The organism is Streptomyces cinerochromogenes, assembly GCF_014648635.1.
GTDB lineage: Bacteria > Actinomycetota > Actinomycetes > Streptomycetales > Streptomycetaceae > Streptomyces > Streptomyces cinerochromogenes.
Window position 1 is genome coordinate 46,198 of record NZ_BMRM01000008.1, and the last position, 18,695, is coordinate 64,892.

Annotated in this window: 1 protein-coding gene; it reads right to left on the minus strand. The window is 76.4% G+C overall.

Annotated elements, in window-relative coordinates; translation table 11 throughout:
• Positions 1 to 10: 10 nt before the first annotated feature.
• A complete protein-coding gene (locus IEZ20_RS16950) occupies positions 11 to 18,622 on the minus strand; it encodes a non-ribosomal peptide synthetase (protein ID WP_189299299.1) in 18,612 nt (6,203 codons plus the stop codon).
• Between the last annotated feature and the right edge of the window lie 73 nt (positions 18,623 to 18,695).

Genomic DNA, 18,695 nt, shown 5'->3' on the forward strand with positions numbered 1-18,695 from the left:
CGTCGGGTCCTCACCGTTCGTGGTCGTGGCCGCCGGCAGCGGCGTCTTCGGAGTCGTCGCCGTACGCGGCGTCTTCCAGCTCGCTCAGGACCTGTTCCTCCACGACGTCCGCGAGGGCGGCGACGGTGCGGGAGACCAGGACGTCCCGGGGGGTGAGCGTGACGCCGAACGCGTCGTTGGCGCGGGAGGCGATGAGCAGGGCGCGCATGGAGTCGCCGCCGAGCAGGAAGTAGTCGTCCTCGGCGCCCACGGCGGTCCGGAGGGTCTCCTCCCAGATGGCCGCCAGCGCCTCCTCGGTGGGCGTGCGGGGTGCGACGTACCCGGCACCCGGCTGCTCCTCGGCCGGTTCCGGGGCGGGCAGGGCGGCCCGGTCGGTCTTGCCGTTCTCGGTGACCGGGAAGCGGTCCAGCACCATGTACGCCGAGGGCACCATGGGGCCGGGCAGGGAGCGGGCGGCCAGCTCGCGCAGTTCGGCGGTGGTGGGCGGTTCCGCGCCGGGTGCCGTGAGCAGGTGGGCGACCAGGCGCGGCTGTCCCGGTTCGTCCTCGCGCACGGTCACCACGGCGTCCAGCACGCCCGGGTGGCGGGCCAGGGTCGCCTCGACCTCGCCCGCCTCGATGCGGTGGCCGCGCAGCTTCAGCTGGTGGTCGGTGCGGCCCAGGTAGTGCAGTTCGCCGGCGCTGTCCCGGCGCACCAGGTCGCCGGTGCGGTACATGCGGGTGCCGGGCGGTCCGAACGGGTCGGCGCGGAACCGGGCCGCGGTCAGGCCGGGCCGGCCGAGGTAGCCGCGGGCCAGTGCCGCTCCGGACAGCCAGAGTTCACCGGCGACACCGTCGGGGACCGGGCGCAGCCGGGCGTCGAGGACGTAGGCGCCGGTGGCGGGCAGCGGGCGGCCGATGGGCGGTGCGGTGCCGTCCGCCGTCAGGGGCGCGGACCAGGTGGCGACGACGGTGGCCTCGGTGGGGCCGTAGGAGTTGACCATGCGGTGGTGCGGGGCCCAGCGGGCGACGAGTTCGGCACCGCAGGCGTCGGCGCCGACGATCAGCGTCTTCAGGTCGGGCAGCGTGCCGGGCGCGTCGGCGGGCACGGTGGCGAGCGCGGCCGGCGGCAGCAGGGTGTGTGTGATCCGTCCGGCCCGCAGTGTGTCGGCCAGTTCGGCGCCGAGCAGCGGGCCGGGCCGGGGTACGACCAGCCGGGCGCCGTGCGGCAGGGACGCGCACAGCTCCAGCACGGAGGCGTCGAAGCTGGGCGTGGCGAAGGCCAGCACCCGGTCGGCCGGGGCGACCTGGTAGTGGGCGGCCTCGGCGGCGGAGAACGCGGCGAGCCCGCGGTGGGTGACGACGACGCCCTTGGGGGTGCCGGTGGAGCCGGAGGTGTAGATGACGTAGGCCGGGTCGTCCAGGTCGAGCGGGCGGGTCCGGTCGGCGTCGCCGGGCCGGTGTCCCGGCGCCTCGTCCGGCGGGGCGGCGAGCAGGTCCGCGACCTCCTTCGCGTCGAGGGTGAGGGCGGGGGCCGCGTCGCGCAGCATCAGGGCGATCCGCTCCTCCGGGTAGGCGGGGTCGACGGGCAGGAACGCGGCGCCCGCCTTCGCCACCGCGAGCTGGGCGAGCACCATGTCCGCCGAGCGGGGCAGCAGCAGCGCGACGAGGTCGCCGGGTCCGGCGCCCCGGGCGATGAGCCGGTGCGCGAGCCGGTTGGCGAGCGTCTCGGTCTCGGCGAACGTGAGGAGGGTGCCGGGCGCTTCGAGTGCGGGGGCGGCCGGCCACCGGTCGACGGCGGCCTCGACCAGCGCGGGCAGGGTGGCGGCGGGCACCGGGCCGCGCGCCGGGCGGGCCGGGCCGTGCAGCAGCCGGTCGCGTTGCGCGGGCGGCAGGACGTCGACGTCGTCCAGGCGGGCGGTGCCGTCGGAGGCGGCCAGGGCGTCCAGGGTGTGCAGCAGCTGTCCGGCCAGCGAGGAGGCGGTGGCCGCGTCGAAGTAGCGCGGGTCGTAGCCGAGTTCCACGGTCAGCCGGTCGCCGGGCGAGACGACCACGGTGAGGGGGTAGTTGGTGGCCTCGCGGGCGTCCAGGTCGCGCAGGGCGAGCCCGTGCGCCCCGGCGGTGGTGTCCCCGACCGGGTAGTTCTCGAAGACCACGAGGCTGTCGAACAGCGGTGTCCCGGACGGCAGTCGGGTGAACCGGTGCAGCGCGTTGAGCGGCAGGTGGTCGTGCCGGCGGTCCTCGGCCCGGGCCTCCTGCACCGCGCGCAGCCACTCGGTGCACCGGGCGTCGCCGTCGACCGCGGTCCGGGCGGGCAGCGTGGTGATGAACAGGCCGGTGATGGTGTCGGCGCCGGGCAGGTCGGCGGGCCGGCCGGAGACGGTGGCACCGAAGCACACCTCGCGCTCCCCGCTCCAGCGCGCCAGCAGCAGCGCCCAGGCGCCCTGCACCAGCGTGTTGAGGGTGAGCCGGTGCCGGCGGGCGAACTCCGTCAGCCGCCGTGACCGTTCGGCGTCGAGCCGCTCCGACAGCCAGGTGCCGGAGCGGGCGGTGGCGCCGGGGGCGGGCCTGCGGTCGTACGGCAGCGGGGTCGGTGTGGCGAGGCCGGCCAGGACCTCGCGCCAGTGCTGCTCGGCGGGGCCGGTGTCGCGGGCTGCCAGCCAGGCGGCGTAGTCCGCGAAGGGCCTGCGCTCGGGCAGCCGGGGCCGCTCGCCGCGGGCGAGGGCGGCGTGCGCGGCCGTGACGTCGGACAGGACGTGGAAGACGCTCCAGCCGTCCAGCAGGACGTGGTGGAAGGTCCACACCACGCGGACCGCGTCCGGGCCGAGCCTGACCAGGGCGAGCCGCAGCAGCGGGGCACGGTCCAGGGCGACGCCCCGGTCGCGCTCGTCGGCGAGCAGGTGCTCCAGCTCCGCCTCCCGCCGGTCTTCCGGCAGCCCGCTCCAGTCGTGCTCGGTGACCGGCAGGGTCGCCCCCCGGTGGACGACCTGGAGCGGCACGGGTACGCCGTGCAGGGCGACGGAGGTGCGCAGCACGGGGGTGCGGTCGACGACGTGCTGCCAGGCGGCGGCCAGCGTGGCGAGGTCGCGGGCGCCGTCGGCGACGAAGGTGATCTGCTCGACGTACAGGCCGTGTCCGGCCTCGTCGAGGCCGTGCATCACCATGCCGGTCTGGGTGGGCGTGAGCGGGTAGACGTCCGTGACGCCCGTTCCGTCGCCGACGAGCCGGTCCACGGCCGCCTGGTCCAGCGGCGCGAGCGGGAAGTCGGAGGGGGTGCGGCCGCCCGCGCCGGGTTCGGCGCAGTGCCGGACGATCGCGCGGAGTTCACCGGTCAGCTCGGCCGCCAGCCGGGCGACGGTCTCCCGCCGGTGCACGGAGCGGGAGTACGACCAGGTGAACTCCAGCCCCTCCTCGGTGACGCGGCCGAGGACGTCGAGGAGGAACGGCCGGTCGGCGGCGTGGTCCATGCCGCCGGTGAGGCCGCCGTGGGGGGCGTGCAGCAGGCCGCCCGGGGCGGGGTTCCCGTCCGGCCGGCCCAGGTAGTTGAAGCAGACCGGTGGCAGGGCGGGCAGGCCGCGGCCGGCCGTGGGGTGCAGGAAGCGCAGCGCGCCGTAGCCGAGTCCGCCGTGCGGTACGGCCCGCAGGTTCTCCTTGACGGCCTTCAGCACGGTGCCGGTGCCGGCGTCGCGGGGCACGTCCAGGGCGACCGGGTGGACGGCGGTGAACCAGCCGGCGGTGCGGGCGAGGTCGACGTCCGCGAACGGGTTCTCGCGGCCGTGGCCCTCCAGGGTCACCGCCACCCGGTCCCGGCCGGTCCAGCGGGCCAGGACCCGGCCGAGCGCGGTCAGCAGGACGTCGCCCACGCGGGTGCGGTAGGCCTCCGGCACCTCCTGGAGCAGCCGGCGGGTCTCCTCGGCGTCGAGTCCGGCGGTGACGCTGTCCTCGTCGGCGACGGTGTTCGTGCCGCCGGGGTGGTCGGCCGGCAGGGCGGTGTCGGTGTCGAGGCCCTGCCAGTGGGCGAGTTCGGCGTCGAAGCCGCCGGCCTCGGTGTGCGCGGCGAGCCGGCGGGCCCAGTCCCGGAAGGAGGTGCTCTTGGCGCCGAGGGCGGGCCGCTCTCCGTCCCGCAGCGCGCGGTAGGCGGTGTCCAGGTCGTCCAGGAGCATCCGCCAGGACACGGCGTCCACCACCAGGTGGTGCGCGGACAGCAGCAGCACCGGCCGGCCGCCGTCGTCCGGCCGGCACAGCGCGGCCCGCAGCAGCGGCCCGGCGGCCAGGTCGAAGCCTGCGCCGAGGTCCCGGGCCACCTGGTCCGGGTCCGCCCGGTGACGCACCTCCAGGTGCGGGGTGGCGTCACCGGGCGCGGTGCCGTACTGCCGCCACCGCCCGTCCCCGGCCCTCTCGAAGCGCAGCCGCAGGGCGTCGTGGTGCTCCAGTACGGCGGCCAGCGCGGCCCGCAGCAGCCCCTCGTCGGGGTCCGTGGCCAGGTCGAAGGCGACCGTCTGGCTGAAGTGGGCGGGGTCTCCGGTGAGGGTGTCCAGGAGCCAGTGCTGTACGGGGGTGAGCGGGGCGTCGCCGGTCACCGGGCCCTGGTCGGCTTCGACCGCGGGGACGGCCGGGTCCGGCAACCGCTCGGCCGCGGCGGCGAGTTCGGCGAGGGTCTGGTGGGTGAAGAGGTGCCGGGGGGTCAGGGCGAGTCCGGCCCGGCGGGCGGCGGAGACGATCCGGATGCCGAGGACGGAGTCGCCGCCGAGTGTGAAGTAGTTGTCGTCGGCGCCGACTTCGGGCACGCCGAGCACCTCGCACCAGATGTCCGCGAGGGTCCGCTCCGCCTCGGTGCGCGGCGGCCGCCCCGACTCGGCGCCGCCCGCCGCGGAGGGTTCGGGCACGGGCAGCGCCCGCCGGTCGAGCTTTCCGGTGGCGCCGAGCGGCAGCCGCTCCAGCGGCACGACGAGGGCGGGGACCAGGTGGTCGGGGAGGCTGCGGGAGAGGAAGGCCCGCAGTTCGGCGGGGTCCGGCAGGGCAGCCGAGTGCGGTACCGCGTAGCCGACGAGGCGGCGGTGGCCGTCCTGCTCGACGACGCGGGCCGCTGCCGCGGCCACGCCCGGGTGGCGGGTCAGGGCCGCCTCGACCTCGCCGAGTTCGATGCGGAAGCCGCGCACCTTCACCTGGTCGTCGCCGCGGCAGAGGTAGACGAGGTCGCCGTCGGACGTCCAGCGGACCAGGTCGCCGGTGCGGTACATGCGGCTGCCGGGCGGACCGAACGGGTCGGGCAGGAAGCGGGTCGCGGTCAGGCCGGGGCGGCCGAGGTAGCCGCGGGCGACGCCGGTCCCGCCGAGGAACAGCTCGCCGGGCGCACCGGCGGGCACCGGGCGCATCCGGGTGTCCAGGACGTAGGCGCGGGCGCCGCCGAGCGGCCGGCCGATCGGCGGGTCGCGGTCGGGGTCGGCCGGGTCGCAGGTGAAGGCGGTGGCGTAGACGGTGGCCTCGGTGGGGCCGTAGATGTTGCGCACCTCGCTGCCGGGGACGGCGTCGCGGACCCGGCGTACGGTCCGGGCGGGCAGCCCCTCCCCCGCGAGGACGACGGTGTCCGCGGTGATCCGCACGGCGTCCTCGGCGAGGAGCCGGTCCAGGGCGGAGGGCACCGCGCTGAGCAGTCCGGCCCGCCAGGGCCCGGGGCGCTCGGCGAGGGCCAGCAGGTCGCGGACGATCTCCACGCAGCCCCCGGAGAGCAGCGGCGAGAAGATCTCGAAGACCGACACGTCGAAGTTGAGCGAGGTGGAGGCGATGACGTGCGCCAGGCCCCGGCCGGTGAACTCGGCCGCGGCCCAGTCGGTCAGGGCCAGCACGGAGGCGTGGCTGACGACGACACCCTTGGGGCGGCCGGTCGAGCCGGAGGTGTGGATGACGTAGGCGGGGTGGCCGGGCAGCAGGGGTGCGCGCCGTTCCCCGTCTCCGACCGGGGTGTCGGGCACCCCGGCGTCCGTGTCCGGGCCCTGGTCCTGTTCCTGCCCCTGGTCGAGCAGGATCCGGGTGAACGGGCCCTCGGGCAGCCGGCCGGCGGTCTCCGTGGCGGTGACCACGGCGTCGGGCCGTACGTCCTCGAAGAGGAACGCGACGCGCTCGGCCGGGTACTGGGGGTCGACCGGGAGATAGCCGGCGCCGCTCTTGAGCACCGCGAGGAGGGCCACGACCAGGTCGGCGGTGCGGGGGAGGCAGAGGGCGACGAAGCGTTCGGGGCCGGCGCCGGCGGCGATGAGCCGCCGGGCCAGCCTGCTGGAGCGGGCGTCGAGTTCGCGGTAGGTGAGGGTCGTGCCGCCGTGGCGGACGGCCGGGGCGTCCGGGGTCCGCTCGGCCTGCCGCCGGAACGCCTCGGGGAGGGTGCCGTACGGTGCCGCGGCCGGCCTGCCGCCGAACCGGTCCACCAGCGCGCGCCCCGCGGCCGGCTCCAGCAGCGGCAGGTCGGCCAGGCGGCGGTCGGGGTCGGCGGCCATGCCGGTCAGCAGGGTGCGCAGGCTCTCGCCGAGCGCCTCCACCGTCGCGGTGTCGAAGACGGCCGGGTCGTGGTCCAGGTTCACGGCCAGGGTGTCCCCGGGCGCGACGACCACGCTGAGCGGGTAGTTCGTCGGCTCGACGTCCCGTTCCTGTTCCATGGCGAGGCCGTGCCGGGCCAGCGCCCCCTCGTCGAACGGGTAGTTCTCGAAGACCACGATGGAGTCGAACAGCCCGCTGCCGCCCGGCACCTCGCTCCAGGACTGGACCTGCGCCAGCGAGACGAAGTCGTGGCGCCGGGCCTCGGACTGGGCGGACTGCAGCTCGCGCAGCCAGTCGAGCAGCGGGCGGTCGCCGTCGACGCGGGCCCGGGTGGGCAGGGTGTTGATGAACAGGCCCACCATCGAGGTGACGCCCGGGAGTTCGGCGGGCCGCCCGGAGACGGTCGTGCCGAACACCACGTCCTCGCCGCCGCCGTAGCGGGACAGCAGCAGCGCCCAGGCGCCCTGGAGCACGGTGTTGAGGGTGAGCCCGGCCCGCTGGGCGGTCTCCCGCAGCCGCGCGGAGACGTCCGGGCCGAGGGTCATCCGCACCGACCCGGAGGAGGAGGCGCGGTGGGCCTCGGCGGGCCGCCGGTCCCGCGGCAGTTCGGTGGGGGCCTGGAAGCCGGCGAGGGTCGCGCGCCAGTACGCCTCGGCCCTCCCGGTGTCCCGCCCGGCCAGCCAGCGCAGGTAGTCGGCGAAGGGCCTGCGCTCGGTCACCCGCGGGCGGCGCCCGGAGGTGAGGGCCGCGTAGCGTTCGCAGACCTCGTCGAAGAGCTGGGCCGCGCTCCAGCCGTCGAGCAGGACGTGGTGGAAGGTCCACAGCAGCCGGACCCGGTCGGGGCCCAGCCGGATCAGCGTCAGCCGCATCAGGGGCGCCGCGCCGAGGTCGATGCCCGCCTCCCGGTCCTCGGCGAGCAGCCGGTCCAGGTCGTGCCACTGGCCGCCGGACCAGTCGAGGTGGGTGACGGGCACGGTGGCCCGGTGCCGGACGACCTGGAGCGGCTCCGGGGTCTCCTGCCACACCAGGCCGGTGCGCAGCACCGGGTTGGCGTCGGCGGTGTGCTGCCACGCCTCGGCGAGGGCGTGCGGGTCGGTGACGCCGGACAGCACCAGCTGCACCTGGTTGACGTAGGTGCGGGCGGCGGGGTCGAGCAGGCTGTGGAAGAGCATGCCCGCCTGCATCGGCGTCAGCGGGTAGACGTCCGCGACGTCCCGGCCGTCCCCGGCGATCCGGTCGACGGCGGCCTGGTCCAGGCGGGCCAGCGGGAAGTCCGAGGGGGTACGGCCGCCCGCGCCGGGGCGGGCGCAGTGCGCGACGATGTCGTCGAGGGCCCGCAGCATGCCCTCGGCGAGCGCGGTGACGGTGTCCTCGCGGTGCCGTCCGGCGCTGTAGTACCAGCTGATCTCCAGCCGGTCGTCCTCGACCCGGGCCACGACGTCCAGCAGGTGCGGCCGCTCGGTGCCGGGTGCCTCCGCTCCGTCCAGGCCGCCGGGCACCGCTCCGAGCAGGGCGCCGCCGTCGGCGGACCAGTCGAAGCGGCCCAGGTAGTTGAAGGTGATGCCGGGCGCGGGTGCGCGGGTGAGTGTCGCCTCGCGGGCGAGGTGGCGCAGGACGCCGTAGCCGAGTCCCCGGTCGGGTACGGCCCGCAGCTGCTCCTTCACCGACTTCAGGGCGGTGCCCCAGTCCCCCGCCGGGACGGTCAGGGCGACCGGGAAGAGGGAGGTGAACCAGCCGACCGTGCGGGACAGGTCGACGTCCTCGAACAGCTGGTCCTCGCGTCCGTGCCCCTCCAGGCCGACGGCGACGGTGTCGCGTCCGGTCCAGTCGGCGAGGACCCGGCCCAGGGCGGTGAGCAGGACGTCGTCGACGCGGGTGCGGTAGACGCCGGGGACGCGGCGCAGGAGCCGGTCGGTGCGGTCGCGGTCCAGGCGGACGGTGACCTCGCGGACGTCGGCCGCGGTGTTGCCGCCGTCGCGGTCCACGGGCAGCGGGTCGGCGCAGGCGCGGGCGGCCCGCTCCCAGTGGGCGAGCTGGGCGGTGAAGCGGTCGTGGTCGCGCAGCCGGCGGGCCCACTCCCGTACGGAGGTGGTGCGTCCGGGCAGCCGTACGGGCTGCCCGGACGCGGCCTGCCGGTAGGCGGTCTCCAGGTCCTCCAGCAGGATCCGCCAGGAGACGCCGTCGACCACCAGGTGGTGGGCGAGGAGCAGCAGCCGGGCGGGCCGGGTGCCGTCGGCGGTGAACAGCCGGGCGGTGATCAACGGGCCGGTGTCCAGGCGGAGTCGGGAGTGGGCCTTTGCCGTGACGCGCTCCTCGTCCCCCGGGGCGTGGACCTGGAGCAGCTCGGGAGCGGGGCCGTCGGCGTCGGTGATGTCCTGGCGCCACCCGTCCTCCGCGTCGTCGAGGACGAACCGGGCGCGCAGGGCGTCGTGGTGGGTCCACAGGGCGGTGAGGGCGCGGCGCAGGGCGTCCTGGTCCACCGGGCCGGCCGTCTCGATGACGACGGACTGGTTGAAGAAGCCGGCCTGGGCCGGGCGCGGGTCCAGGAACCAGTGCTGGATCGGGGTGAGGTCCGCCGTCCCGGAGACCGGTTCGGTACCGGCGACGGCGGGCGCCGCGTCCCCGCCGGCCGCGGCCAGCTCGGCCACCGTGGGGTGCCGGAAGAGGTCGCGCGGGGTGAGTGTGAGTCCCGCGGCCCGGGCCCGGGAGACCACCTGGATGCTGAGGATCGAGTCGCCGCCCAGCATGAAGAAGTTGTCGTCCACGCCGACCCGTTCGACGCCGAGCAGCTCGGCCCAGATCCCGGCGAGGACCCGCTCGGCCCCGGTGCGCGGGGGACGGTGGGCGCGCTCGCCGCCCGCCGACCAGTCGGGGGCGGGCAGCCGGCGCCGGTCGACCTTGCCGTTGGCGGTCAGGGGCAGTTCGGGGACGGTGACGAACGCGGCGGGCAGCATGTAGTCGGGCAGTCCGGCCGCCAGGTGGGCGCGCAGTTCGCCGGCGGAGGGCACCGCGGTGCCGCCGGCCGGGACGAGGTGGGCGGCGAGCCGCTTGCGTCCGGCGTCCTCGTACAGGGAGACGACGGCCTCGGCGATGCCGGGGTGGGCGGTGAGGCGGGCCTCGATCTCGGCGGGTTCGACGCGGAAGCCGCGGATCTTGATCTGGTCGTCGGCGCGGCCGACGAACTCCAGCTCGCCGTCGGCGCTCCAGCGCACGATGTCGCCGGTGCGGTACATGCGGGTGCCGGGCGGCCCGAAGGGGTCGGCGACGTAGCGGGCGGCGGTGGCCCCGGGGCGGCCCGCGTAGCCCCGGGCGAGGCCCGCGCCGGCGATGTACAACTCGCCGGGGATGCCGGGCGGCTGGGGCTGGAGGGCGGCGTCCAGGACGTACACGCGGGTGTTGTCCAGGGGGCGTCCGATGGGCAGGACGGCGGGCAGCGGGTCGCCGGAGCGGAAGACGCGGCGGGTGGCGAAGGTGGTGGTCTCGGTGGGGCCGTAGCCGTCCACGACGGTCAGGCCGGGGCAGGCGTCCAGCACCCGGCGTACGACCGCGCCCGGCACGGCCTCGCCGCCCGTCCACACCTCGCGTGCGCCACGCAGGCAGCCGGGGTCCTCCTGGGCCAGTAGCCGGAACAGTCCGGCGGTGAGCCACAGGCAGCTCACGCCCTGCTCGGTGATCGCGTGCCGGACCTGGGCGGCGTCCAGGTCGGCCGGCGGGGCGAGCACGGCCGTGCCGCCGCGCAGGAGCGGCACCCACACCTCGTAGGTGGCGGCGTCGAAGGCGTGCGGCGAGTGCACGAGGACCCGGTCGTGCCCGGCGAAGGCCCGGTCGAGGGCGAGGGCGACGACGTCCCGCTGGCGCACCGCGACCCCCTTGGGGGTGCCGGTGGAGCCGGAGGTGAACATCAGGTACTGGACGTTGTCGGGACGGACGGGCTGGACGGGCTGGACGGACTGGGCGGCACCACCGGCGTGTGCGGGCGCCGGGGCCTGCGCCGCGCCGGTGGTGCCGTCGGCGCGCAGGACGCCGTCGCCGGGCAGCAGCTCCCGCGCCGTCTCCTCCCAGCCGGCGTCGGTGAGCAGCAGGCCGGCACCGGCCTCGGCGAGTGTTCCGCGGAGCCGTTCGACCGGTGCCCTGCCGTCCAGCGGCACGTACACCCCGCCGGTGCGGACGAGCGCCAGCTGTGTGACGACCAGGTCCACGGAACGGTCCATGAGCACGCCGACGGGGCGTTCCGGCCGCACCCCGAGCCCGGCCAGCCGAGCCGCCAACGCCTCGGCCCGCGCGTCGAGTTCACGGTAGGTGAGGCGGGTGTCGCCGGCCTCCAGGGCGACGGCGCCGGGAGTGCGGCGGACCTGGGCGGCGAAGAGGCCGGCCACGGTGGTGTCGGGGAGGCGGGTGGCGGTGTCGTTCCAGGTGTGCAGCACCTGCTCGCGGCGCTCCGGGGCGAGCAGCGGCAGCCGGGCGGGCGGCCGGCCGGAACCGGCGGGCAGGTGGGTGAGCAGGACGGTCAGGTACTCGGCCAGCCGCTCGACGGTGCCGGCGTCGAACAGCTCGGGGTCGTAGCCGAGGCGCAGCGCCAGTTCGGTGCCCGGGTAGGCGGTCAGGCTGAGCGGGTAGTTGGTGGTCTCGACGCCCTCCAGGCCGCTCAGGGCGAGTCCGTGGGCGGCGGCGAGGTCGTCGTCCACCGGGTAGTTCTCGAAGACCACGATGCTGTCGAACAGGCCGACCCGCTCGGGGAGTCCGGTGAGCGCCCGGAGCCGGGTGAGCGGCAGGTGGCCGAAGCGCCGGTCCTCGCTCTGGTCGTGCTGGAGGGCGCGCAGCCAGTCGGTCAGGGTGCCGTCGCCGGGGACGGTGACCCGGGTGGGCAGGGTGGTGATGAACAGGCCGGTCATGGCGTCGGCACCGGGCAGCTCGGGCGGCCGTCCGGACACGGTGGTGCCGAACACCACCTCGTCCCGGCCCGCCTGCCGGGCCAGCAGCAGTGCCCAGGCGCCCTGCACGAGCGTGTTCAGGGTCAGGCCGGACGTCCGCGCCAGCTCCTGGAGCGCCCGGCTCGCGTCCGCGGGCAGCGTGGTCCGGACCGCGTGCGTGGACTCGGCGCGGTGCGCCTCGCGCGGCTCGCGGTCGTACGGCAGCGGTGTGGCCTCGGCCAGGCCGGACAGGCGCTGCCGCCAGTGCCGTTCGGCGGCGGCCGGGTCGCGCTGCCGCAGCCAGGCGACGTAGTCGCGGTAGGGCGGGCGGTCCGGGAGGGCGTCGGGGGCCGTTCCGGCGTGGTGGGCGAAGACGTCGGAGAGGACCTGGAACAGGCTCCAGCCGTCCAGGAGCAGATGGTGGAAGGACCAGACGACACGCACCGCGGTGTCGGAGACCCGGGCCAGGAACAGGCGCTGGAGCGGGGCCCGCCCCAGGTCGATGCCGTCGGTGCGGTCGCGGGCCAGCACGTCGTCCAGCCGGGCGCGGCGCTCCTCGTCGGTCAGGTCCCGCCAGTCCAGGTGGGTGACCGGCACGGCCGCGTGGCGCTGGACGACCAGCAGGGGTTCGGACACGTCCTGCCAGACGGCCCGGCCGCGCAGGACCTCGGTGCGGTCGGTGACGTGCTGCCAGGCGGCGGCGAGGGCCCGCGGGTCGGGGACGCCGTCCAGGACGAACGTCAGCTGCTGGAAGTAGACCCCGCGGTCGTCCTGGGAGAGGCCGTGGAAGAGCATGCCGGCCTGGGTGGGGGTGAGCGGGTACACGTCGGCGACCGCCGCCGGGTCCGCGCCCGTGATCCGGTCGACGGCGGCCTGGTCGAGGCGGGCCAGCGGGAAGTCGGAGGGGGTGCGTCCGGCGGCGCCGGGCCGGGCGGCGTAGCGGGCGAGGTCGGCGAGCGCGTCGGCGAAACGGCCGGCCAGGTCCGCGACCGTGCCCTCCCGGTGCAGCCGGTCCGAGGAGAACCAGGTGAACTCCAGGCAGTCGCCGTCCAGCCGGCCGACGACCTCCAGGGCGTGCGGGCGTGCGGCAGCCGGGTCGGCGTCCAGCTCCAGGGGCCGGACCGTGCCCCGGTACAGGCCGTCGGGGTCCTCGGAGAACCCCATCCGGCCCAGGTAGTTGAAGCTGATCTGCGCGGCCGGGGTGCGCGGCCCCGCCTGCGGGCCGGCCAGGTGGCGCAGCGCGTCATGGCCCAGGCCGTGCCGGGGTACGGCACGCAGCTGCTCCTTGACCCGCTTCAGTACGGCGTCCCAGCCGGCGTCCTCGGGGACGGCGAGCGCGACGGGGTGCCGGGTGGTGAACCAGCCGACCGTGCGGCTGAGGTCCAGCTCCGGGAAGAGTTCCTCGCGGCCGTGCCCCTCGACGTCGACCACGACCCGGTCCCGTCCGGTCCCGGCGCACAGGGCCCGGCCGAGGGCGCCGAGCAGGACGTCGTTGGCCTGGGTGCGGTAGGTGTCGGGCAGGGTGCGCAGCAGGGCCGCGGTGTCCTCGGCGCCGAGCCGCACGGTCACCGCGCGCTGTCCGCCGTAGGTGTCGGGGCCCGCGGCCGGCACGGCGGGCTCCGTCTCCGGGACCGCCCGGGCCCAGTACTCCCGTTCGTCGTCGAAGCCGCCGTCGGCCGCGTGGGCGTTCAGCCGGCGGGTCCAGGCGCGCAGCGGCGAGGACTTCGCGGGCAGGGCCGCCGTGCCGTCCTCGCCGGCGCGGCGGGCCCGGTAGGCGCGGTCGAGGTCCTCCAGCAGCACCCGCCAGGAGACGCCGTCGACCACGAGGTGGTGGACGGCGAGGTGGAGGACGGGAGGCCGGCCGGCTCCCCGGTCGTGCAGCACGGCCCGCAGCAGCGGCCCGTGCGCGAGGTCGAAGGGCCCGAAGTGGGGGGTGTCCGTGTCCGGGCCGGTGTGGCGGGCCAGGCGGAGGCGGGGCGCCCGGTCGTCGATGTGCCAGCGGACGCCGGGGGCGGCGCCGTCGGGGACGAAGCGGGAGCGCAGGGCGTCGTGCTGGGCGACCAGGTCGTTCAGCGCGTCCTCCAGCGCGGCGGCGTCCAGGTCGTCGGGCACCTGGACGGACAGCGCCTGCGCGTAGTGTCCGGCGCGCTCGGCCAGGGCGTCGAAGAACCAGCGCTGGATCGGGGTCAGGGGGGCCGTGCCGGTGGCGGCCTCCGGTGCGGGGGCGGCCTGGCGGGGGCCCTGGGCGGCGTCCGCGCAGCGGGCGAGGGCGGCGACCGTCTGGTGCCGGTAGACGTCCCGGGAGGTCAGCGGCAGGCCCTCCTGCCGGGCGCGGGCCACCACCTGGATGCTGAGGATCGAGTCGCCGCCGAGTTCGAAGAAGTTGTCGTCCACGCCGACGCGTTCGGCCCGCAGCACCTCGGCCCAGATGGCGGCGAGGGTGCGCTCGGTGGGGGTGCGGGGGGCGACGTGCCGTACGGCGCGCACGGCGGGGCCGGGGTCGGGGAGCCGGCCACGGTCGAGCTTGCCGTTCGGGCTGAGCGGCAGGCTGTCCAGCACCAGCACGGTCGACGGGACCATGTAGTCGGGCAGTGTGCGGCCGAGTTCGCGGCGTACGGCCTCGGGTTCCACCCGCTGCCCGGCGGCCGGGACGACGTACCCGGCCAGGCGGCGGTGGCCGTCGCCGTCCGTGGTGGCGGTGGCCGCGGCCTCGGCCACTCCGGCGCAGCCGCGCAACGCCTCCTCGACCTCGCCGAGTTCGATGCGGAAACCGCGCACCTTGACCTGCTGGTCGATCCGGCCCACGTACTCCAGGGCGCCGTCGGCGCGGCGGCGCACCAGGTCGCCGGTGCGGTACATGCGCTCCCCCGGCGCGCCGAACGGGTCGGCGACGAACCGGGCCGCGGTCAGCCCGGGCCGGTTCAGGTATCCGCGGGCCAGGCCGCCGCCCCCGAGGTACAACTCGCCGGTGACGCCCGGGGGTTGTGCCCGCAGGGAGCGGTCCAGGACGTAGGCCCGGGTGTGTGCCACCGGCCCGCCGATCGGCGGGGCCTGGTCCGGCAGCCGGTCGCCGGCGAACCAGCCGGTGGCGTACACGGTGGCCTCGGTGGGCCCGTAGATGTTGGCGATCCGGCACCCGGGCAGGGCGGCGCGCAGGTCGTGCAGTGTCTGGGCGGGCAGGGCCTCACCGGCGAGGACGACGGTGTCCGCGGCCACGGGTGCCGTACCGCCCGCGATCAGGCGGGAGACGACGGACGGCACTCCGCTGAGCAGACCGGCCCGCCGGGGGCCGGTGCCGTCGGCGAGGGCCGGCAGGTCGGCGACCACCTCGACGGTGCCGCCCGCGGTCAGGGGGCACAGCAACTCGAAGACGGAGACGTCGAAGTTGAGGGAGGTGGAGGCGATCACGTGGTCCAGCCCCGCGGCAGCGAACCGTTCCTCCGTCCACGCGGCCAGCGCGACGACACTGCGGTGGGTGACCACGACCCCCTTGGGGCGGCCGGTGGAACCGGAGGTGTAGATGACGTACGCGGGGTGGTCCGGCAGCAGCGGGCGGGGCCGGTCGGCGTCGGTGAGGTCGGTGTCGGTGAGGTCCGTGTCGGGTACGGCCGGGGCGGCGCAGTCCTCCAGGATCAGCGGGTCGCAGTCCGCGGGCAGGGCGGAGGCGGTCTCCCGGGTGGCGATCACGAGAGCGGGCCGGGCGTCGGCGAGCATGAGACGGACACGCTCGGCGGGATAGGCGGGGTCGACGGGGAGATAGCCCGCACCGGAGGTGAGCACCGCCCACAGCACCGGCACCAGGTCGGCGGTACGCGGCAGGCACAGCGCGACGAGGGTCTCCGGGCCCGCCCCGCGCGCGAGGAGCAGCCGGGCCAGCCGGTTGGCGCGCCGGGCGACCTCGGCGTAGTCCAGGCGGACCGGACCGCAGATCACGGCGGTTCGGTCGGGGGTGCGGGCCGCCTGGGCGTGGAACAGGCCGGGCAGCGTTGCGCCGCGGGTGTCCCGGGCCCGGCGGGCGGGCGGGTTCCAGGTGTCCACCAGGGTGCGCTGCTCCTCGGCGGAGAGCATGGGCAGCTCGGCCAGCCTGCGCCCCGGGCCGTCCGCCATGCCCTCCAGCAGGCGGTGCAGATGGGCGGCCATGCGGGCCACGGTGGGGGCGTCGAACAGGTCGGTGTTGAACTCGGCGGTCAGCACGCAGCCGCCGTCCGTGTCCGGGGTGAACTCCAGCACCAGGTCGAAGCGGGCGGCCGGGCGGGGCAGCGGGTGCTCGGTGAAGCGCACCCCGCCGGAGAGCGGCGGCTCGGGGAGCGCGGTCTGCTGCACGACGAGCGCCTGCACCAGCGGGGTGCGGCTCGGGTCGCGGGGCGGGGCGAGCTCCTCCACGACCCGGTCGAACGGCACCCCGTCGTGGGCGAAGGCGTCCAGCACCGTCGTCCGCATGCTCTCCACGAACCGGTCCACGGTCGCCCGCTCGTCCACCTCGCCGCGCAGCACCACCGTGTTGGCGAAGAACCCCGGCACGTCCTCCAGGTCCCGCCGGCCGCGGCCGGTGGTGACGGTGCCGAACGCGACGTCCCGCTGGCCGGAGTACCGGGAGAACAGCAGCGCGCAGGCGCCCGCGAACAGGGTGAACACGGTGGTGCCGCGCCCGGCGGCGAGCTGCCGCAGCCGGCTCACCAACTCCGCGGGGAGCAGGTGCCGGTGGGCGGCTCCGGCGGTGGTGCGGACGGCGGGACGGGGCCGGTCGGTGGGCAGCTCGAGCTGCTGGAGGTCCGCCAGGTGCCGTTTCCAGTAGGCCAGATCGGCGCGGTCGGCGTCACCGCCCCGCTGCCGCCGCTCCCACACCGCGAAGTCGGGGTACTGCACGAGGAGTTGGGGCAGGCCGTCGGGCTCGCCGGTGGTCTCCGCGTGGTGGAGGGCGGCGAGTTCCCGGGTGAGGACGCCCACGGACCAGCCGTCGGTGACGATGTGGTGCTGGGCGAGGAGCAGCAGGTGGTCCTCTTCGGCGAGCCGGACGAGCAGGGCCCGGCTCAGCGGGCCGGCCGCCAGGTCGAAGGGGCGGCTCAGCTCCTCGGTGAGCAGCGCCTCGGCGGTTTCGGTGCGGCGCGCCTCGGGTACGTCGGTGAGGTCGGCGGTCCGCAGCGGCAGGTCCGGTTCCGGGGCGACACGCTGGACGCCCTGGCCGTCGGCGGTGGCGAAGGTGGTGCGCAGGGAGGCGTGGCGGGCCGCGAGGCGGTGCAGGGCGCGGCGCAGCGCGTCCGCGTCCAGGGGGCCGCGCAGCCGCAGGGACAGGCCGGTGTTGTACTCGGTGCCGCCCGGGTTCAGCTCGTCGAGGTACCACAGCCGCCGCTGCGCGCTGGACAACGGCAGGGTGCCGTCCGCGGGTGCCGGGGGTATCGGCTCCGGCGGTACGGCGGCCGACGGGTCGCCCAGCAGCGGGGTCAGGCCGGCGACCGTCCGCGCGGTGAACACGTCCCGCACCGTCAGCCGCACGCCCAGCTCGTCCCGGATCCGGGCCAGGACACGGGCGGCGAGAATCGATTCACCGCCCAGCTCGAAGAAGTCGTCCGTCACCCCGACCGCGTCGACACCGAGGGTCTCGGCCCAGATCTCCGCGAGCGCCCGCTCCTCGTCCGACCTGGGAGCCACCTGCCCGCCCGGGACGGCCCGCTCGGGCACCGGCAGCGCCCTCCGGTCGATCTTGTTCTGCGGGGTGAGCGGCATCCGCTCCAGCACCACGATGGCCGACGGCACCATGTGAGCGGGAAGCAGAGCGGCCAGCGCGGCACGGAGGGCCGCGGGGTCCAGGGGGCTTGGGGAGGGGGCGGGGGTGACTGCGGGGGCCGGGCCGGTGACGGGGGGAGCCGACGGGGTGACGTAGGCGACGAGGCGCTGGTGGCCGGGCTCGTCCTCGCGGACCACGACCACCGCCTCGCCCACGCTCCCGGCGCCGGCGCGGCGCAGGGCGGCCTCGATCTCCCCCGGCTCGACACGGAAGCCGCGGATCTTCACCTGCCGGTCCAGCCGGCCCAGGAACTCCAGTTCCCCGTCGGCCGTCCAGCGCGCCCGGTCCCCGGTGCGGTACAGCCGGGCGCCGGGCGGGCCGAAGGGATCGGCGACGAAGCGGGCGGCGGTCAGCCCCGGGCGGCCCAGATAGCCGCGGGCCACCGCGTCGCCGCCGACGAACAGCTCACCGTCCGCCCCGGGCGCGACCGGACGCAGCGCGGCGTCGAGGACGTACACCCGGGTGTGCGGCAGGGCACCGCCGATCGTCGGGGTACCCCGGCCGGCGGTGAGCGGTCCGGTCCAGGTCGAGACGATGGTGGCCTCGGTCGGGCCGTAGGAGTTGATCATGCGGCGGCCGGGTGCCCAGCGGTCGACCAGCCCCGCCGGGCAGGCCTCGGCGCCCACGATCAGCGTGCGCAGACGGCGCGCGGTGCCCTGCGCCGGGTCGGGCAGGGTGGCCAGCGCGGCCGGCGGGATCAGGGCGTGGGTGATGCGGTGCTCGTCCAGGACCGCGGCGAGTTCGTCACCCAGCCAGGGACCGTGCGGCGGTACGACGAGTGTGGCGCCGGACAGCACGGAGACGAACAGCTCCAGCACGGAGGCGTCGAAGCTCGGCGAGGAGAACTGGAGCACGCGGTCGCCCGGACCCACCGCGTACCGTTCCGCGGCGGCCGTGGTGAAGCCGCCGATGCCCCGGTGGGTGACGGTCACGCCCTTGGGGGTGCCGGTGGAGCCGGAGGTGTAGATGACGTAGGCGGCGTGGTCGGCGTGGACCCGGGCCTCGGGCACCGCCCCGTCCGCGGCCTCCAGCAGCTCGCGGACCCGGTGCGGGTCGTCGAGGGTGACGGCGGGCGCGGCGTCGGCGAGCATCAGCGCGCGGCGCTCGGCGGGGTAGGCGGGGTCGACCGGGAGGAAGGCGGCGCCCGCCCGGGCGACGGCCAGCTCGGCCGCTATCAGCTCCATGGAGCGCGGCAGGACCAGGGCGACGATCCGGTCCGGGCCGGCCCCGCGTCTGGCCAGGTGTACGGCCAACCGCTCGGCCCGGTCGGCCAGTTCGCGGTAGGTCCAGGTCTGCCGGCCGTCGGTGAGGGCCGGTGCGTCCGGGGTGCGGGCCACCCACGCGGTGAACAGCTCGCCGAGCGTCGGATGCGGCGGCAGGGAGGACGCCTGTGCGGGCTTGTCGTGCAGGTCCGTCATGGGTGAAGTCCTTCGGAGAGCGGAACGATGCGGCGTCGGGGCCCGGCAAGGGGGCGGTGCACTGGATCGGGGT